The organism is Mycolicibacterium chlorophenolicum (assembly GCF_001044235.1).
GTDB lineage: Bacteria > Actinomycetota > Actinomycetes > Mycobacteriales > Mycobacteriaceae > Mycobacterium > Mycobacterium chlorophenolicum.
This window is the reverse complement of the sequence record NZ_JYNL01000042.1, coordinates 1-18376: the sequence shown is the minus strand read 5'-3', so window position 1 is coordinate 18376 and position 18376 is coordinate 1. Positions and strand designations below refer to the sequence as shown.

Below are 18376 nucleotides of genomic sequence, written 5' to 3'. Positions count from 1 at the left end.
TCGACCCCGCGAACATGCCCCGGCCCAGCCCGCGATTGTCGGGCCGCGCTGACATGATGGTCGCCATGTCCCCGACGGCTTCGCGTGACCGGCTGCTGGGCGACCTCGACGAGGAGCAGCGCGAAGCCGTCCTCGCTCCGCGGGGGCCGGTGTGCGTGCTCGCCGGCGCCGGCACCGGCAAGACGCGCACCATCACCCGGCGCATCGCGCACCTGGTCACCGCCGGCCACGTCGCGCCCGGTCAGGTGCTGGCCGTGACGTTCACCCAGCGCGCGGCAGGGGAGATGCGGGGGCGGCTGCGCGCGCTCGACGACGGAACCGGAACCGGATCCGTGCAGGCGCAGACGTTCCACGCCGCCGCGCGCCGCCAGCTCGCCTACTTCTGGCCGCGGGTCGTCGGCACCACCGACTGGCAGCTGCTCGACTCGAAGTTCGCGGTGGTCGCCCAGGCCGCCAACCGCAGCGGTCTGCCCACCGGAACCGACAACGTCCGCGATTTGGCGGGGGAGATCGAATGGGCCAAGGCGTCGTTGATCAGTCCCGAGGACTATCCGGCGACGGTGGCCGAGTCCGGTCGCGACATCCCGTTCGACGCGGCGAAGGTCGCGGCCGCCTACGCCGGGTACGAGGCGCTGAAGGCCCGCGGCAACGATCTGATGCTCCTGGACTTCGACGACCTGCTCCTGCACACCGCCGCCGCCATCGAGAACGACGCCGCGGTCGCCCAGGAATTCCGGGATCGCTACCGCTGCTTCGTCGTCGACGAATACCAGGACGTGACCCCGCTACAGCAGCGGGTGCTCGACGCCTGGCTCGGCACCCGCGACGACCTGACCGTCGTCGGCGACGCCAACCAGACCATCTATTCGTTCACCGGCGCCTCGCCGCGCTATCTGCTGGACTTCTCGCGCCGGTTCCCCGACGCCGCGGTGGTCCGGCTGGAGCGGGACTACCGGTCCACGCCGCAGGTCGTGTCGCTGGCCAACCGGGTCATCGCCGCGGCCCGCGGCCGGATGGCGGGCAGTCGGCTGCATCTGGTCGGACAGCGTCCGCCCGGGCCGAATCCGACGTTCAACGAGTATCCGGACGAGGTCGCCGAGGCCGCCGCGGTGGCGCGCAGCATCAAGAAGCTCGTCGAGTCCGGGACTGCGCCCGCCGAAATCGCGGTGCTGTACCGCATCAACGCCCAGTCGGAGGTCTACGAGGAGGCGCTCACCGAGGCGGGTGTCCCGTTCCAGGTCCGCGGCGGCGAAGGCTTCTTCAGCCGTCAGGAGGTGCGCCAGGCCCTGTTGGCGCTGCAGCGCGCCGGTGACCGCGACACCGCGCTGGCGCTGCCGGAGCTGGTGCGGGCGACGCTGGAGCCGCTCGGCCTGACCGCCGAGCCGCCGGCCGGTACCCGCGCCCGGGACCGCTGGGAGGCGCTGGCCGCGCTCGCCGACCTCGTCGACGACGAGGTCGCCCAGCGCCCGCAGCTGGATCTGCGCACGCTGCTGACCGAGTTGCGGCAGCGGGCGGACTCGCGTCACCCTCCGGTGGTGCAGGGCGTCACGCTCGCGTCGCTGCACGCCGCGAAGGGCCTGGAGTGGGACGCGGTGTTCCTCGTCGGTCTGGCCGACGGCACGCTGCCCATCTCCCATGCCCTGTCCCACGGTCCCGACAGCGAACCCGTCGAGGAGGAGCGGCGCCTGTTCTACGTCGGAATCACCAGGGCGCGTGTGCATTTGACGCTCAGCTGGGCGCTGGCCCGCAACCCCGGGGGGCGTCAGGGCCGGCGGCCGTCGCGGTTTCTCAACGGCATCGCGCCGCAGTCCGCGCGTGACGACGGGCCCAGCCGGTCGCGCAAGCCCCGCGGTCCGGCCCCGCGGTGCCGGGTGTGCAACGCCCCGCTGTCGGCGTCGGCGGCGATCATGCTCCGCCGGTGCGAGACGTGCCCGTCCGACATCGACGAACAACTGCTCGCCGACCTGAAGGACTGGCGCCTGCGCATCTCTAAGGAGATGAGCGTGCCCGCCTATGTGGTGTTCACCGACAACACGCTGATCGCGATCGCGGAGTCGCTGCCGGGCGATGATGCCGCGCTGGTCGCGATCCCGGGTATCGGCGCCCGCAAGCTCGAGCAGTTCGGCGCCGATGTGCTCGGGCTGGTCAGAGACCGCCAGAAATCGTAAAAATCGCGCCAAAAGCGCAGGTCAAAAATGTGTTGAGGGATTTCGCTGGTAGCGTCTAGCCTCAGAACAACACACGTTGGTGCATGTGCGAGAGGAGGATGCCGCGATCATGGTGAGAAATAACGCGTTTTACGTCGTAGCGGCAGCCGGCATGCCGTGGTCCCCGCACGCCTTCACAGAGGTGCATACCGCCATTCCCGCCGCTGCCGCCGCGCGTAAGCGCCGCGCCGCCGCAGCCGGCACGGTTGCCGCGTCCGTGAGGGGCTTTCACTAGCCAGAGCCCCCAAACCGCCATCCCAGGCCACGGACCCGCAACCACGGATCCGTGGCCTTCGTCTTTCCCCAGACAAGACCTGGTCACCGATCCACCACAGAGTTCAGCCAGACGAACGAAACGACCAGGAAGCAGAGGACCGGACATGTCTTCCCTGACATGTGAGAGCTCAAAGCTGTCGGTGCCGTGTCATGTCGAGAATCCCGACCTGTGGTTCGCCGAGGACCCGCGCGATCTCGAGCGCGCGAAGGCCCTGTGCGGCGAATGCCCTTTCCAGCGGGAGTGCCTGACCGCAGCGTTGGAGCGGCAGGAGCCGTGGGGAGTGTGGGGCGGCGAGATCTTCGAGCGGGGCACCGTCATCGCCCGCAAGCGGCCCCGGGGCCGGCCACGTAAGGACGCGAAAGACCCTGTGGCAGCCTAGCTTTGCGCTGACCCCGATGCCGTTGCGGCGTCGGGGTCAGCGAAGCCGGGCACCGTCTCCTCGGCGATGCGCCGGGTGGGGACGTGCGCGTCGAGCTGGCAGGAGATCGCCACGATCGACGCGATCACCCGCATCGGGATCGCCAGCTTCGGCGGGATGTCCATCTGGCGCGCGGCCTTGATCTGGCCGGCCGCCTTGTCCAGTTCCAGCGTCGTCATGCGCTGCAGCCATTTGCGGGAGTAGTGGAACACCGGCACCTGGAGGGGATCGACGTACTGCTTGAGCATGTCGTCGATCTCGCGGGTGGAGACCTGCTGGCCCTTCTGGATGAAGCCCGCCTTCTCCATCGTCGGCAGCAGCTTCTCGTAGTTCTTGTCGACGGCGTAGCGCATGATCTGACCGAGCTCCACGGGCCAGCCCCCGGGCATCGGGGCCACGGCCCCGAAGTCGATCACGCCCATCTTGTCGTCGGGCATCAGCATGAAGTTGCCGGGATGTGCGTCGCCGTGCACCATCTCCAATCGCGTCGGGGCGTCGTTGCAGAACTCGAACAGCCGGGTGGCCATCAGATCTTTCTGTTCCTGCGTGCCCTCGCGGATGATCTGCGACAGCGGGATGCCTTCGATCCACTCCTGGATGACGACCTTGGGCGCGCTGGCCACCACGTGCGGCACCACGAAATGCGGGTCACCCTCGTACGCCTTCGCGAACGCGCGCTGGTTGTCGGCTTCGAGCCGGTAGTCCAGTTCCATCTCCGTACGCTCGATCAGCTCGTCGACCACACCCTGCACATCGGCGCCGGGGGAGAGCTGCTTGAGCACACTGACCATGCGCTGCATCGTCTTCAGGTCGGCGCGCAGCGCCTCGTCGGCGCCGGGGTACTGGATCTTGACGGCGACCTCGCGGCCGTCGGACCACACCGCCTTGTGCACCTGGCCGATGCTGGCCGACGCCACCGACTTGTCGTCGAACGACTGGAACCGGTCGCGCCATTTGGTGCCCAGCTGCTGGTCGAGGACGCGGTGCACCTTGGCCGCAGGCAGCGGCGGCGCCTCGCGTTGCAGCTTGGTCAGCGCCTCGCGGTAGGGCTTGCCGTACTGCTCGGGGATCGCGGCTTCCATCACCGACAGGGCCTGGCCGACCTTCATGGCACCGCCCTTGAGCTCGCCGAGCACGGTGAACAGCTGCTGAGCGGCCTTGTCCATCAGCTCGGCGTTGACCTCGTCCCTGGACTTGCCGGTCAGCCGTTTGCCGAAGCCCAGCGCCGCACGCCCTGCCATCCCCACGGGCAGCGACGCCAGCTTGGCGTTGCGCGCTGCTCGGCCCCGCTTGATGTCACTCACCATTCCATCATCCACGACCGCGCTGAACTTCCACCAACGACTTGGCAACGGCCGCTGTCAGCATGCGCACTGCGGGTGCGCCGACCACCGGCGGGCTGTCAGCGATCCGGTGCTGACGTCGAATTCCAGGGTCGTGTCCAGCGTCGACGGCGGGCGCGCACCGGGACCGCCGCCCGGCAGCGCCCGCAGGACGTGGTTGATCTCACGTAGCGCCAGGCCCGCGGTGGCCAGCACCGTGGCGCGGTCGGCGGTGCCGACCGTGCGGCACAGCTGGGTGGCGACCGCGGCCCAGGCGGGGTCCTTGTCACCCCAGTTTTCCGCCGCACTGACCGTGTCCGGTTTTGACAGTGTCCTGATTGCGCATGCTACGCGATCGGTCACGGGAGCTGGCGGGACGAAGGAGGAAATCGGTAGTGGCCCCTCCGCCGCGCGCGCCCATCGCCGACGAGAACGGCACCATCTGCACCGTGAAGGCTCTGCCGGATATCGCTGCCGTGGCGTCGGCATTAGCCGATGTCGCGGAGTTGATAGGTCACCCCGCTTAAGACGCTCGGTCTGCTGCATGCAGCACGTCTCTGTGCCGCGGTAAAAGGCAGAGGTCGATGGGCGAATCCGCTATGCTGGGGCTTCGTCGCACAGTGTCGTCTCAACGGGAGATGGCAGCGACTGTCTCCTAGGAGGACATGATGTTGAGTCGTCTTGCGCGTGAATTTGCCGCCGAGATTTCTTCCCATGACTGGTCGGATGCGCCCTACCGCCTCGATCGGGCCGGTCATCAACGGCAATGGGACTCTCGAGCGACCGACGACCAGCTCACACCGGACGAGACCGAGAATGTGCTCATCAACGTGATGTGGGTGACAGCGCAGGTGCTGCGGAATCTGGATCCGAACCTCGACGTGCACGAATTCGCCGAGGCGTGCGGTGTTCCCAGGTCGCGCCGGCTGAATAGCAACGGCAAACCCAGCGGTGTCATCACCCACGGCCTGCGGTGGAACGACGAACAGCCAGGACTGCCGCTGCCGCCAGGTGCGCCACTGCAACGCGTCGTAATGCACTGCACGGCACCAAATCTGGTCGTCTTCAAGCGGCTTCTCAAGGAAGTAGGGGCCATGAACCCCGGTCTGCCGCCGACGCAGGTCGAGAAGACCGAGGTCGATTCAGCCGGCGGCGCACTGCGCACCGTAACCGTCTACGTCCGTGAATGGGATTCCGATAGAGCCGCGTCCAAGGCGGTGGAGATGGTGCGTCGCGCCAGTGAATCCCTGCAGGGCGGGGGACCGGTGACGCTGATCAGCGCTACCGAAGTGGTCTGCGGGAGCTGAGTCCCCCGCCGCTAGACGTGAATGCGGTCGGTCTTCAGCGGAGCGTCGTCAGAGTCTTGCGAACGGGTCGATCCATCGACCGGTGGTCGGCGTGGTGGTGACCCCCTCGAGCGTGGCCGCGTGCTGCACCTCGGCGTCGGCGAGCGCTGCGAGATCGCATCCATGGCGTGCAAGGGAAGGCCTGCGTCGATGCGGCTCAGGTCCAGCATGTCGGTGACCAGCCGGCCCGCGCGGCGGGATTCTCCTTGTAGCAGGTCTGCGCGGCGCTGCTGGCGCCGCGACTCGGGGTCGTCCCGCTGCTGGGCCGAAGCGGCGACCTGTTCTGCGGCGGCCTGTATGCCCGCGATCGGAGTGCGCAGTTCGTGGGCGGCGTCGGCGAGGAACCGGCGGGTGGCCTTCGCGGGGGTGGTCGGCGGTTCTGGGAAGGCGCTGCCCTGGATACCGGTCAGGGCGAGGACCCAACCGATGAGCGCGACGAGGTTGGGGATCATGAGCGCAAGGCCGAGGAACGCGACTAGCCCCGTGGCGTCAGATCGCGTATCTGGCGGGGTGTGCTGCGAAGCGTTGGGCGCAGCGGTCGGAGCAGAACCAGAGGTCATCGTCGTTGTGGCGCAGATGGTGGGTGGCGGTGCGTGGGTCGATGCGGACACGGCAGACCGGATCGGTGGGGTATTGCGGCGGCGGTAGCTGCACCCTGTACACCGCCACTGGGGCGCTGATATTGCGTAGCTCGGTGGCGCCGAGCGGGTGGGCTGCGACGCCGAGCGCTTCACACGCGGGCAGGATCGGTTCGGTGATGACGGCGTGCCCGGCGCCTGCGAGTGCGGTGATGCGTGCGGCGGTGTTGACGGCATGGCCGAAGTAGTCGTGGTCCCGTTGGACTGCGCTGCCGTGGTGAATTCCGGCGCGTAGTCCAAGGAAGCCGTCCTCGTCGGCGGCGCGGTCGGCGAGGTCGAGGATGGTCGCCATCATGGTGTCGGGGCCGTGGGCGTGGATCATCACGGCATCACCCATGGTCTTCACCACCGTCACATCGAGGGCCAACGAGTCACGGGTCAGTTCGACGAGCCGTCCGGCGAGGTGAGCAGCTTGCTCGTCGCCGCACATTTCGGTCAGGGCGGTGAAACCGGACAAATCGACGAACGCGAAGGTCGCGTCGGTGGAGGCGGCCTCACCCATGCTGTCCAGCGTCTGCTTCGCGATCGTTGCGGTCGACCTCGGTGGTGTCGCGACGGTCGGTGCGGAGGCGCCCCAATCCGGGCAGGAAGCGCCCGACCCTGGCGGCGTAGCGGGCATAGGGCTCGCCGTGGACGCGTTTCAGGTGGGGCTCTTCGATCAGCCGTATCTGCGTCTGGATGCCGGTCAGGGCGAGGACCCAGCCGATGAGCGCGACGAGGTTGGGGACCATGAGCGCCAGGCCGAGGAACGCGATGAGCGCCGCGGTGAAGATGGGGTTGCGCACCCAGCCGAAGGGGCCGGTGGTGACCAGCGCGGTGCGTTCACGGTCGTTGACCCCGATCCGCCAAGATGCTCCCAGCGCCATCTGCGCTCCGAACGCGGCCAGGATGCCTACCACCGTCAGGACGACGCCGAGCACTTGAACGGGCGGGTGCTGCAGCCCGCTCACGGGAGGCAGGCCCAGCCAGTGCGCCAGCGGGCCACCGACACCCACCGTGAGATAGCCGATGTCGGTGGCGGTGAGCGCCGACCACCCCAGCGAGCCGCTTGGTGACAGCGTGCGCCGGTTGCCGCTGTCACCGGTGCGGCGACGCTGAATGAGGGTGCGCAGCGCCCCCAGGGTCAGCATCATGACCACGAACAGGGCCAGTGCCGCGGCGGCCATCACCGCCCACCGGCCGCAGGCAGTGGCTTGGCGGCGACGCCGAGCAGGTAGTCGCCCTGGATGCGGGTGACCGATCCGAGGATGAGCAGGTCGTGGCGGCGCAGTTCCTGAAGGAACTGTTGGGCGGTGAATCGGTCGTCGGTGGGATGGTCGAACAATCTCCGGTAGGTGGGACGGTTGAGGGCGTGGGCGGTGACTTCTTCGAAGTAGAAGCGTCCACCGGGGGTGAGCACCCGGGCGGCTTCGGCCACCGCGGCGCGCCAGTCCGGGATGTGATGGATGATGCCGAAGTCGAACACCGCGTCGTAGCTGCCGTCGTCGGCGTTCAGCGCGGCTCGAAGGTCAGTGGCGCTGCCCTGGACCAGCATTACTCGGTCGCCGTAGGAGGCGAGCCGCTCGCGGGCCCGGTGGATCATCGCCGGGTCCAGGTCGAGGGCGTCGATCCGCTCGGCGCCGAATCGCTGCAACACCAGCTGTGAGCCGTAGCCCGATCCGCAGCCGATTTCGAGGGCTCTGCTGCCCGGCAGGAGCCGGCCCCCGAAGCGCAGCAGTACCGGCACCTCGTAGAGGCGTTGCAGCCACCGCCGAGGCGGCGAGTTGATCAGGGCAGTCTCGGCCCGATTCATCAACACCGCAGACTCCTTTCCCTCAGCAGACCGAATCGCCACTGGTGCCTGACCCATCGGATTACATGGGTGGCATCGTCGTTAGACGATCAATGATGAACGCTATCATCGTTTCGTGGCGATGAATAGGTCTGGCGGTGATCTCACAGTTGGACCGCGCTGGGGTGGGGCGGCGCTGCTGCGTGCGGGGGTGTTGGCCTTCGCCGGGTCGATCGGCGTCACCGATGCCCACGCTCACCACGCCGTTCAGATCATCGCCGCAACAACGGCTTTCACGGTGCTCGATGAGCACGGCGCGCGACTCCGAGGCACGACGGTGGTCGTGCCCGCCGATGCACCACACCGGGTCGAGGTCGGAGCCGAGGAGGGCACGGTGGTGTTCCTCGACCCAGAGTCGGCGCCAGGACGGTCCGCGCACCTGCGTGCGGTCCGCTCCGGGTGGACCGTGACTCCAGTGCCTTCTTTCACCCGTAGACGGGCGCTGGCCATCGCAGTCGACGAGCTGATCGCGCACCTGGCACCCGCCACTGCCGGAGACGGCGTTGCGCCTCGCCACTCGGCGATCGATGACGCGTTGCGGCTGCTGCCCGACCTCGTGGCGGCGGGCCCGGTCAGCGGTACGGAACTGGCTGCGCGAGTGGGGATTTCGGCGAGCCGGTTGACGCATGTGTTCACCGAGCAGGTCGGCATCCCGCTGCGCCGCTACGTGCTGTGGTCACGGTTGCAGGTCGCGATCACCCGGGTGCAGGCCGGTGACGATCTGACCGGGGCTGCGCACGGTGCGGGGTTCGCCGACAGCGCCCACCTCACTCGCACGACCCGCGAGATGTTCGGTCTGCCGCCCTCGGTTCTGAGCCGGCACGTGTCCTGGGATCTCGACGGCACCGGTTAGCCGAATCATTCAAGCTTCGCCACGGGTAGGGCGCCGACCATAGAGGCATGAGCACGACTTTCTCGCCTTTGACCAGAACCCCCGTCCAGGCACTGGCCCGCTACGGCTACGTGCCCTTCATGCTGATCGGGCTCAACGGCGCCGCCATCGCCCTGAGCGCCGCGGGCGCCCCGAAGTACTGGCTGCTGGCCATTCTGGGCGTCGCGATCGCAACGTCGTTCCTGGTCGAGCGGATCATCCCCTATGACCGCGAGTGGAACCATGATCGCGCCGACACCACCCGTGACCGCGTCCACGTCGCGGTCAACGAAACCCTCATCCTGGCCAGCGTCGCCGCCATCCCGCTGCTGGCCGCGATCGTTCCCGCGCCGCAGCTGTGGCCGCACGGTTGGCCGTTCGTGCTGCAGGTGCTCGCCGCGATCCTGATCGCCGATCTCGGCATCACCGTGGTGCACCTGGCCAGCCACAAGATCGGCGTGTTGTGGCGGTTTCACGCCGTGCATCACAGCATCACCCGCTTCTACGGTCTCAACGGCCTGATGAAGCACCCCCTGCACCAGACGGTCGAGATGGCCGCCGGCGTCGCACCCCTGATCCTGATCGGACTACCGGTCAACGTAGCCTCCGTGCTGGCGCTGGCTGTGGCGATCCAGCTGCTGCTGCAGCACTCCAACGCCGACTACCGCATCGGCGTGGCCAAGTACGTCTTGGCCCTCAACGAAGGCCACCGCTTCCACCATCTGAAATGGGCCGGCGTCGGTGACGTCAACTTCGGGCTGTTCACCCTGGTGTGGGATCACCTGATGCGCACCTACTCCTATGACCGGGCCCGCCGCTTCGACTCCACCCAACTCGGCATGGCCGCCAAACCCGACTACCCCAACGGATACTTGCGCCAGATGATCTACCCGTTCACCCACAGCGGCGGCTGCACCCTCAAGTCCACGAGCGAGACAGTCGACGCGCAGGCGTCGGATTCCGACCCCGGCTCGAAATATCGTTGCTGACCGGCTATCATCGCCATATGGCGATGAATGAGTCGGATGCGTGCCTCACTGGCGGCACTTCGGGGACCTGTTCGAATCTGGATGCTGCGGTGGCGCTGTTTCACAGCCTCTCCGACAGCGCTCGGCTGGCGATCGTGCGCCGCCTGGCCGACGGGGAGGCCCGCGTCGTCGACCTGATCGGCGAGCTGGGCCTGGCGCAGTCCACCGTGTCGGCGCACGTGGCGTGCCTGCGGGACTGCGGCCTGGTCACCGGCCGCCCCGAAGGCCGGCAGGTGTTCTACTCGCTGACCCGCCCCGAACTGCTCGACCTGCTCGCCTCGGCCGAAACGCTGCTGGCCGCCACCGGCAACGCCGTCGCGCTGTGCCCCAACTACGGAACCCGCTCCGGCACCGACGCGACGACGGGTACGCAGGAGGCTCACCGATGAGCGATGCATGCGGCTGCGGCACCGACGAACCCCGCGGCGCTGACGAGCAGGAGCGTGAGCCCGAGCGGCTCTGGCAGATCAAGGAACTGCAGTTCGCCGCCCTCTCCGGGGTGTTCCTGCTCGCAGCGGTGATCGCCGGATTCCTCGACGCCACCGAGCCAGTCGTCCGCACACTGGAAGCGGTAGCGCTGCTGGCTGGTGCCTACACCTTCGTGCCGTCCACCCTCACGCGGCTGGCGAAGGGCAAGATCGGGGTCGGCACGCTGATGACCATCGCCGCCGTGGGCGCGGTGATCCTCGGCGAGGTGGGGGAGGCCGCAATGCTGGCCTTCCTGTTCTCCATCAGCGAGGGACTCGAAGAGTACTCGGTGGCGCGCACCCGCCGCGGACTGCGCGCACTGTTGTCGCTGGTGCCCGACGAGGCCACCGTGCTGCGCGATGGCGGCGAAAAGACTGTTGCGCCTGCGGATTTGCGGATCGGCGACCGGATGCTGGTCAAGCCCGGTGAACGGATCGCCACCGACGGCATCATCGAGCTGGGCCGCACCGCGCTCGACGTTTCGGCCATCACCGGCGAGTCGGTTCCCGTGGAAGCCGGGCCTGGTGATGAGGTGTTCGCTGGGTCGATCAATGGCACCGGGGTACTGGAGGTGGAGGTCACCACCACTGCCGAGGACAACTCGCTGGCCCGCATCGTACGCATCGTGGAGGCCGAGCAGTCCCGCAAAGGCGCCTCCCAACGCTTGGCCGACCGCATCGCCAAACCCCTGGTGCCCGGGGTGATGATCGTCTCGGCACTGATTGCGGTGATCGGCAGCCTGCTGGGGGACTCGGCCACCTGGATCGAACGTGCGCTGGTGGTGCTGGTCGCTGCATCGCCGTGCGCGCTGGCGATCTCGGTGCCGGTCACCGTGGTTGCCGCGATCGGCGCGGCCAGCAAGCTGGGTGCGCTGGTCAAGGGCGGCGCGGCGCTGGAAGGGCTGGGCAAGATACGCGGCGTTGCCTTGGACAAGACCGGCACGCTCACCGCGAACCGGCCCGCGGTCATCGACGTGGCCACCACCAACGGTGCGACGCGCGAGCAGGTGCTTCATCTGGCGGCGGCCCTGGAAGCGCGCAGCGAGCACCCGCTCGCCGCGGCAATCCTCGCCGCAACCGATGACGTCATCCCCGCCACCGACGTCGAGGCCGTCACCGGTGCCGGGCTCACCGGACGTCGCGACGGGCACACCCTCCGGCTGGGCCGCCCCGGCTGGCTAGACCCCGGGCCGCTCGCCGGTGAGGTCGCGCGGATGCAGCAGGCAGGGGCCACCGCGGTCCTCGTCGAAGACGACGGGCAGGTGATCGGTGCAATAGCGGTGCGCGACGAGTTGCGGCCCGAGGCCGCCGAAGTCGTCGCGCAGTTGCGCCGTGACGGCTACCACGTGGCGATGCTCACCGGCGACAACCAGGCCACCGCCGCCGCGTTGGCCCGCGACGTCGGAATCGAGGCCGTGCACGCCGAGCTGCGGCCCGAAGACAAGGCGCGGCTGATCGAACAGCTGCGGGCCCAACGCCCCACGGCGATGGTCGGCGACGGCGTCAACGACGCTCCTGCGCTGGCCACCGCCGACGTGGGGATCGCGATGGGCGCGATGGGCACCGACGTGGCCATCGAAACCGCCGACGTCGCCCTGATGGGCGAAGACCTGCGCCACCTGCCCCAAACGTTCCGCCATGCCCGCCGGGCACGGCGGATCATGCTGCAAAACGTCGGCCTGTCCCTGGGCCTGATCATCGCGTTGATGCCGCTGGCGCTGTTCGGCGTGCTCGGGCTGGCCGCCGTAGTGCTGGTCCACGAACTCGCCGAGATCGTGGTCATCGCCAACGGTGTGCGGGCCGGGCGCACCACACCACTGCCCACCGCGGCGATAGAACGGCCAACCAGTCACACCCGCGCGGCAACGGTGGGCACGCGGTCGTGACCGCCGGCCACACAGGCACCGAGGCCAGGACGATTCGGGCGCGGATCATCCTGGCCGTGACGGCGGTCATCGTCGCGGGGCTCGACCTGGGCGTGAAGACGTGGGCCGGCCGCGCGTTGAACGACGGCAGCTCAACAGATCTCGGGCTGCTAAACCTGCGGCTGGCGTTCAACCCCGGTGTGGCATTCAGTCTCGGCGACACCCTGCCCCCAGCGGTCCTGCTCGGCGTCACGGGCGTGATCGTGGTCGCACTGGCGGTGTTCGCCTTCCGTTTCACCCGCCACGCCGCGCTGCCCTTCGTACTGGCACTGGCCGCGATGCTGGGTGGCGCGCTGGCCAATGTGATCGACCGCGCCGCTGACGGGCTGGTCACCGACTACCTGCATACCGGTTGGTTCCCCACCTTCAACCTCGCGGACGTCTTCGTCGTCACCGGCGCAGCTGTCCTCGTTCTGGCCAGTTGGCGCGCGAGCGCCACCGCAGACACGGGGGCAAACGGATGATCCTGTCGTCAGTGCTGCCCGCGATCGGTCTGTTCATCGTCACCAACATCGACGACATCATCGTGCTCTCGCTGTTCTTCGCCCGCGGCGCGGGGCAACGCGGGACGACGGCCCGGATCACCGCAGGCCAGTACCTGGGATTTGCCGGGATTCTGGGCGCGGCTGTGCTCGTGACGTTGGGTGCCGGAGCGTTCCTTCCTCCGGAGATCATCCCGTACTTCGGACTCATACCCCTGACCCTGGGACTGTGGGCGGCATGGCACGCCTGGCGTGACGACGATGGCGATGACGACGATGCGAAGATCGCGGGCAAGAACGTCGGCGTCTTGACCGTCGCGGCAGTCACCTTCGCCAACGGCGGGGACAACATCGGCGTCTACGTCCCAGTCTTCCTCAGCGTCGGACCCGCGGCCGTGCTGGCCTACTGTGTCGTCTTCCTGGTGCTCGTCGCGGTCCTCGTCATCGCCGCCAAATTCGTCGCCACCCGCCAGCCGATCGCCGAAGTCCTCGAACGCTGGGAACACATCCTCTTCCCGATCGTCCTCATCGCCCTAGGCATTTTCATCCTGGTCAGCGGCCTCGCCTTCTAAAGGCTTGGCGGCCCCCGCCGTCCCGCCGATTCAGCGCCAGAAGGCCCTGGCGTCGATCCCTTCGTGTGCGGAGGTTTCTCGGTCGCCTCGCGTTCCCGGCCGGTATAGCAGGGAGAGGCGATCAACACCTTCAACACGTGGGGCGTCAAATCCCTTCGCAGTCTCCCGATCCGCCAACTAGAACCACACGAAGCCGAGTCATGCATCCCTGACGTCAATGCCGCGGCGTCGATCTCGACTGGGGTCGGTTATGCGATTATCCGGCGCTCGATTGGAGTTGCTGAGGTTGATCTGTGGGCCCGGCACCTCATCCAACCCAATCCTGCACCACCTATCGCGGCTTCTGCCCTCCTGCGATCAAGCTGAGTGTTGACGACGGTTGAAAACCACCCCGTCGTCATTGGCCTAGGTTTGGACCGTGGTCGACAGCTGAGTCGGCGGGTTGTCGTGTGGAGGTGAGGTGCAGGGTTTCCGCGGTGCTGTACTCATCATCGACGAGCACCACGGCGCCCCCTGCCCGGTCGATGATGGAGGCGGCGATCGACGCTCGGTACCCGGAGCCGCAGTGCACCCAGATCAGCGAGTCAGGCAGTTCGTGAAGGCGGTCGGCGAGTTCGTGCAGGGGGATGTTGACCGCGCCGGGGATGCGGCTGGTGTCGTGCTCTTGGCGTTGCCGCACGTCGAGGACGACGAAATCCTCGCCACTGCGTTGGTTTTCGGCGACATCGGCGAAACTGGCGGTCCGGTAGCAGCGCAGTGCTGATCCGGCGCGTAGATCGTCGATGTCCCCCGTCGCGGCGCCATCGAGGTGGTCGACGCCGATGCGGACCAGTTCGCGGCGGGCCTCAGCGATCTGATCGGGTGTTTCCCCGATAAGGGTCAGTGGTTCGCCCCACCGGTGAAGCCAGCCCAGGTAGGTGACGAAGCTGCCAGACAGTTCGAACCCGAGCGTGCCGCTGAGATGCCCTGCGGCAAAGGCGGTGCGGTTCCGCAGATCGACTACCCACTGGCCTGCGTCGATGCGTCGCCGCAGCTCCTCGGGATCGACCGGTTCGGGTGATGACAGGTCCACCGGGGCCGGTCCGGCCCGATTGATCACTCCCATGTGCGCGTAGTACGCGGGATAGGCCGATAGTCCCTCGAGCAGCTCGGCGACGTACGCCTGCTCGTCTTGGGTGAGCGCCGGATTGCTCAGGCGCTGCTCGGCGATGGTGGAGGAATCACCACTGCCTGGGGTGGCCGAGCAGAAACTGCCGAATCCGTGGGTGGGATACACCGAGGTGGCATCGGGGAGCGCGGCGGCCAGCCGGTGCACCGAATGGTACTGGGCGCGGGTCAACTCGTGCGTGTGTTCGGCACCCAACAGATCGGTGCGCCCGGTGGTGCCGTGCAGCATGGAACCTCCGGTGAACACTGCGGTCGCGGCACCGGTGATGTCGCGCAGCACATAGCTGACGTGGTGGTGGGTGTGACCGGGAGTGTGCATCACCTCCAACTGGATCGGCCCGGCGTCGATGACATCCCCGTCGCACGCCGGGCGGCGTTCGTAGTCCACCTCGTCACCGGCGGGCACCACGTACTCGGCATTCACCGTGCGGGCGAGTTCCAACCCGCCGGTCACGTAGTCGTTGTGGATGTGAGTTTCCAGCACGTGGGTGATTTGCACCCCCAGCTGCTGGGCCTGGCCCAGCACTCGGTCGATGTCACGCTGCGGATCGATCACCACCCCCGTCGAACCGCTGCTGACCAGATAACTACGGTCACCAAGACTGGAGGTGTCGATAATCGTGACGTCCACGAAAGGACTCCCTTCTCATTTCTGGTTGTTGGGTGTGCATACCCCGCGCGGGTATGAATCGAAGCCCTTGGCTGGGGTAACTGATGAAGTTGGACACGTCAGGTCAGGACGAGCGTGTCCAGCAGGACATAGGCCGCCACGGCGAAGACCAGGTAGGCGAACCAGTGCTGCAACCGGCCGGTGTCGAGTCTGGTGCCGTAGTGCCCGGCGACCAGTGAGCCGCCGATCGCAGTCGCAACGAACGCCGCGGTGATCGACCAGTCGATGCTTGCCCCATTGAGGTGGGAGAGCACCCCGGCCGCGGAGTTGGCGACGATGATCAGCAGGGAGGTACCGATCGCAATGGACATCTGCACCCCGAGCAACAGCACCAGGGCGGGAACGATGACGAATCCACTGCCCACACCGAACAGCCCGGTCAGCAGGCCGACCACGAAGCCCGCGGGAATGGACCGCGGTGCGCAGCGACGCCAGTTGATGCCGGCATCGCCGGCGGTGCAGGCAGTGCCGGTCTCGGCGGAATCGGCCAACATTCGGTTGCCGGCGACGATCATGAGCACCGCGAAGCCGATCATCAGAGCCGACTGAGGCAGGCGCTCGCCGATGGCGCTGCCGAGCAGGGTGCCCGGGATGCCGGCCACCGCGAACACGGCGGCCAGGCGCCACTGCACCTGCCCGGCGCGCAACTTGGGCAACACCCCCACCGCCGAGGCCACCGCCACCACGATGAGCGACATGGGGATCGCCTGCTCGACCCCGAGGCCGAGCGCATAGACCAGCGCCGGGACCGCCAGGATCGACCCGCCGCCGCCGAGCAACCCCAACAGCACCCCGATCACCGCACCCAGCGCCAAGGCGGTGGGCAGAGTCATCGGCGCCACCGCTTCGACGCCCCGCCACCCGCTCTCACCCAGCACGCCAACACGGCAGTCATCGAGGTCTCCGTCGCCGATGTCACTGCAACGCCCGCACTCTTCACGCCAGCGCCAAGAACAGCTTCTCCAACTCGGCCTCGGTCATCGGCGCCGCCGCACCTTCGACCTGCCCTGCCAGGCACTCTCGCAGACCCGTCGCCACGATCTTGAACCCGGCCTTATCCAAGGCCCGTGACACCGCGGCAAGCTGGGTGACCACGTCCTTACAGTCGCGGCCCTGCTCGATCATCGCGATCACGCCCGCGAGCTGACCGTGCGCACGACGCAACCGATTGAGCACCACTGCGATGCTGTCCTGATCGCCGACCATCGCCGACTCCCTTCTCCGTAGCAGTAGTTCCCATCGTATACCCCGCCGGGTATTTACCGGATCGATGCGGTGACCATTCGCGGCGCTCGATACGAATGTGGCGTCATGGCCGGAGAGGTCGGGTCAGTCACCCTTGCATCAACGGATCGGGGCGGACCGTGACTTCGCCACCCATCGACAGAACATACCGGCGGGGGTATACAGAGAGGGGTGAATGAACCCGTGAAGTCACCGTCGACGAGAAAGAGGGACGCACCAATGAAGAAGAAGACCGTACTGATTTTGGGTGCCGGATTTGGCGGCCTGGAATTAGCCGCCCGACTCTCCGACGACCTCGCCGATGAGGTGCACGTAATCCTGATCGACCACAACGACGGATTCACCTTCGGCTTCTCCAAGCTCGACGTGTTGTTCGCGAACCACACCCCCGAGGAGGTCCGCATTCCGTATGCCGAGCTGACCCGGCCAGGCGTGGAATTCCGCCAGGAACACATTACCTCGATCGACCCGGCCACCCGCCGCGTCGCCACCGATCAATCCGACTACCAGACCGACATCCTCGTCATCGCCCTTGGCGCCGACTACGAGCCCGAAGCCACCCCTGGCTTCTCCGAGGACGGTCACGACTTCTACACCGTGGATGGCGCCGCTCGACTGCGTGACCGCCTGACTGAATTCACTGGAGGCACCATCGTGCTGGGCATCCTCAGTGTCCCCTTCAAGTGCCCCCCAGCACCTTATGAGGCACTCCTGCTGCTACATGCCCACTTGGTCGAGCGGGGCATCCGTGACGCCGCCACCATCAAGGTGATCAGCCCCATGCCCTCCCCGATCCCGGTCTCCCCGGAAACGTCCGAATCGCTGATCACCGCCATGGCCGAACGCGGCATCATCTACCGGCCCGACACCAAGATCCGTTCACTGGACCCGAACCAACACCTCGTCCACACCGACACCGACACCGTGCCCTATGACCTGTTCATCGGCATCCCCAAACACCGCGTCCCCGGCGTGATCGACGCCTCCGGGCTGACTGCTGGAGGCAGCGACGGATGGATCGCCGTCGACCCCGCCACACTCGCCACCAAACATGCTGGCGTGTACGCCATCGGTGACTGCGCCGACGCACCCGTACCCCGAGCCGGGGTTTACGCCGAAGACGCTGCCCGCACCGTTGCCGCCCACATCGCCGCACAGCTGCACGGAACGCCCTTCACCGCCAAGTATTCTGGGCGCGGGGTCTGCTACATCGAGTTCGGCGATGGACAGGTTGGCAAGGTCGAGGCCGACTTCCTCTCCGGGCCCAAACCCACCGCCCCCTTCATCGGGCCCTCCACCGACCTGGCCGACGAAAAAGCTGAATTCGCCAACACCCGACGGCACCGCTGGTTCAGCCGATCCGAAGCTGAACGATAGAAACGTCGCCGATGGCTGCCGTGCCGGACATAGCCCATTTGGTATCGCGCAGCCGTGCCGACGCGCCGGTTCGCCTCGGCCTCGTACGGAACCCAATTGTCCTGGGAACCGACCGCAACCGGCGCCCAACGCAGCCGCCGACACCACCAAATACCACCAGCCGACTGCCTATCGACCTCCTATCGCTCGCGACGAGGAGAGCCCCATGCTGACGAGCCTTACGTGACATAAACACCAAGGGACTGACCAAAATGCGGACAACGCGCCAGGCCAGAACGCATTTTCTTTCATTAGTACGGCGTTTCAAGGGTAGATGACGGTGGTGCCGGCCTCGTACTAGTCGATACCCTCCGAAGCTGACCGCGCCCCCCGCCGACTTCAGGTTCGCCTCAGGCTCGACCGCTAGCGTCGATGTCGACCGCACCAAACCGAAAGGACTCTCAATGAAGAAGTCAAGCCGCGGCGGTGACCGGGGGTGAATCAGGTTGCCAGGTCCGGTTGTCACGGATGAGGGCGTAGAGAACGTTGGTGCG

Annotated in this window: 18 protein-coding genes and 1 pseudogene; 10 read left to right on the top strand and 9 right to left on the bottom strand. The window is 67.3% G+C overall.

The window, feature by feature from the left end:
* Positions 1-53 precede the first annotated feature (53 nt).
* Positions 54-2168, top strand: coding sequence for an ATP-dependent DNA helicase UvrD2 (locus MCHLDSM_RS18015; protein ID WP_048471351.1), 2115 nt, complete (start codon positions 54-56; stop codon positions 2166-2168).
* A 419-nt stretch (positions 2169-2587) separates the two neighbouring features.
* Positions 2588-2863 carry a WhiB family transcriptional regulator gene (locus tag MCHLDSM_RS18010; protein WP_048471350.1) on the top strand — a complete coding sequence of 92 codons (276 nt, stop codon included), beginning with the start codon at positions 2588-2590 and terminating at the stop codon, positions 2861-2863.
* On the opposite strand, the gene MCHLDSM_RS18005 is transcribed toward MCHLDSM_RS18010, so the two are convergent.
* Both MCHLDSM_RS18005 and MCHLDSM_RS18000 read right to left on the bottom strand, forming a co-directional pair.
* Entirely contained in the window at positions 2860-4221 is a 1362-nt protein-coding gene (locus tag MCHLDSM_RS18005; RefSeq protein ID WP_048471349.1) for a macrolide-binding ATPase MABP-1, read from the bottom strand. The two genes, MCHLDSM_RS18010 and MCHLDSM_RS18005, sit on opposite strands and share 4 nt — an antisense overlap.
* A 42-nt stretch (positions 4222-4263) precedes the next feature.
* Positions 4264-4587, bottom strand: a complete 324-nt coding sequence (locus MCHLDSM_RS18000) for a hypothetical protein (RefSeq protein WP_048471348.1) — start codon at positions 4585-4587, stop codon at positions 4264-4266.
* A 302-nt stretch (positions 4588-4889) separates the two neighbouring features.
* Here MCHLDSM_RS18000 and MCHLDSM_RS17995 point away from each other — a divergent pair, with 302 nt between their 5' ends.
* Positions 4890-5531: a hypothetical protein gene (locus tag MCHLDSM_RS17995; protein ID WP_062654551.1), complete on the top strand. Its 642-nt coding sequence runs from the start codon at positions 4890-4892 to the stop codon at positions 5529-5531.
* Between the two features lie 78 nt (positions 5532-5609).
* On the opposite strand, the pseudogene MCHLDSM_RS39505 reads toward MCHLDSM_RS17995, so the two are convergent.
* The 4 genes and pseudogenes from MCHLDSM_RS39505 to MCHLDSM_RS17975 all read right to left on the bottom strand — a co-directional run.
* Positions 5610-5926: pseudogene (locus MCHLDSM_RS39505) on the bottom strand (histidine kinase dimerization/phospho-acceptor domain-containing protein); the annotation flags it as partial.
* A gap of 133 nt (positions 5927-6059) precedes the next feature.
* Entirely contained in the window at positions 6060-6710 is a 651-nt protein-coding gene (locus tag MCHLDSM_RS17985) for an adenylate/guanylate cyclase domain-containing protein (protein WP_048471345.1), read from the bottom strand.
* A complete protein-coding gene (locus MCHLDSM_RS17980; protein ID WP_082168962.1) occupies positions 6703-7374 on the bottom strand; it encodes a methyltransferase family protein in 672 nt (223 codons plus the stop codon). The genes MCHLDSM_RS17985 and MCHLDSM_RS17980 overlap by 8 nt, the downstream gene beginning before the upstream one ends.
* Positions 7374-8000, bottom strand: a complete 627-nt coding sequence (locus MCHLDSM_RS17975) for a class I SAM-dependent methyltransferase (protein WP_048471388.1) — start codon at positions 7998-8000, stop codon at positions 7374-7376. The genes MCHLDSM_RS17980 and MCHLDSM_RS17975 overlap by 1 nt, the downstream gene beginning before the upstream one ends.
* Before the next feature lie 121 nt (positions 8001-8121).
* Between MCHLDSM_RS17975 and MCHLDSM_RS17970 the strand changes: the two genes are divergently transcribed.
* Genes MCHLDSM_RS17970 through MCHLDSM_RS17945 form a run of 6 tightly spaced genes read left to right on the top strand, consistent with a single transcriptional unit; the run spans position 8122 to position 13384 of the window.
* Positions 8122-8892 carry a helix-turn-helix domain-containing protein gene (locus MCHLDSM_RS17970; RefSeq protein ID WP_048471387.1) on the top strand — a complete coding sequence of 257 codons (771 nt, stop codon included), beginning with the start codon at positions 8122-8124 and terminating at the stop codon, positions 8890-8892.
* A 47-nt stretch (positions 8893-8939) separates the two neighbouring features.
* Positions 8940-9899, top strand: a complete 960-nt coding sequence (locus MCHLDSM_RS17965; RefSeq protein ID WP_048471344.1) for a sterol desaturase family protein — start codon at positions 8940-8942, stop codon at positions 9897-9899.
* Positions 9900-9916: 17 nt separating this feature from the next.
* Positions 9917-10327 carry an ArsR/SmtB family transcription factor gene (locus tag MCHLDSM_RS17960; protein WP_174545952.1) on the top strand — a complete coding sequence of 137 codons (411 nt, stop codon included), beginning with the start codon at positions 9917-9919 and terminating at the stop codon, positions 10325-10327.
* Positions 10324-12291 carry a heavy metal translocating P-type ATPase gene (locus MCHLDSM_RS17955; protein WP_048471343.1) on the top strand — a complete coding sequence of 656 codons (1968 nt, stop codon included), beginning with the start codon at positions 10324-10326 and terminating at the stop codon, positions 12289-12291. The genes MCHLDSM_RS17960 and MCHLDSM_RS17955 overlap by 4 nt, the downstream gene beginning before the upstream one ends.
* On the top strand, positions 12288-12794 hold the full coding sequence (lspA, locus tag MCHLDSM_RS17950) for a signal peptidase II (RefSeq protein ID WP_048471342.1): 507 nt from the start codon (positions 12288-12290) through the stop codon (positions 12792-12794). Before MCHLDSM_RS17955 ends, lspA begins: the two co-directional genes overlap by 4 nt.
* A complete protein-coding gene (locus MCHLDSM_RS17945; RefSeq protein WP_048471341.1) occupies positions 12791-13384 on the top strand; it encodes a cadmium resistance transporter in 594 nt (197 codons plus the stop codon). Before lspA ends, MCHLDSM_RS17945 begins: the two co-directional genes overlap by 4 nt.
* Before the next feature lie 397 nt (positions 13385-13781).
* On the opposite strand, the gene MCHLDSM_RS17940 is transcribed toward MCHLDSM_RS17945, so the two are convergent.
* The 3 genes from MCHLDSM_RS17940 to MCHLDSM_RS17930 all read right to left on the bottom strand — a co-directional run bounded on the left by MCHLDSM_RS17940 (position 13782) and on the right by MCHLDSM_RS17930 (position 16427).
* Positions 13782-15182 carry an MBL fold metallo-hydrolase gene (locus tag MCHLDSM_RS17940; protein WP_048471340.1) on the bottom strand — a complete coding sequence of 467 codons (1401 nt, stop codon included), beginning with the start codon at positions 15180-15182 and terminating at the stop codon, positions 13782-13784.
* 98 nt (positions 15183-15280) lie between these two features.
* Positions 15281-16054 (bottom strand): sulfite exporter TauE/SafE family protein, encoded by a 774-nt coding sequence (locus MCHLDSM_RS17935; protein ID WP_048471385.1) that lies wholly within the window; start codon positions 16052-16054, stop codon positions 15281-15283.
* Between the two features lie 103 nt (positions 16055-16157).
* On the bottom strand, positions 16158-16427 hold the full coding sequence (locus tag MCHLDSM_RS17930; protein WP_046364097.1) for a metal-sensitive transcriptional regulator: 270 nt from the start codon (positions 16425-16427) through the stop codon (positions 16158-16160).
* Positions 16428-16685: 258 nt separating this feature from the next.
* Between MCHLDSM_RS17930 and MCHLDSM_RS17925 the strand changes: the two genes are divergently transcribed.
* On the top strand, positions 16686-17843 hold the full coding sequence (locus tag MCHLDSM_RS17925; protein WP_048471339.1) for an NAD(P)/FAD-dependent oxidoreductase: 1158 nt from the start codon (positions 16686-16688) through the stop codon (positions 17841-17843).
* The last annotated feature ends 533 nt before the right edge of the window (positions 17844-18376 follow it).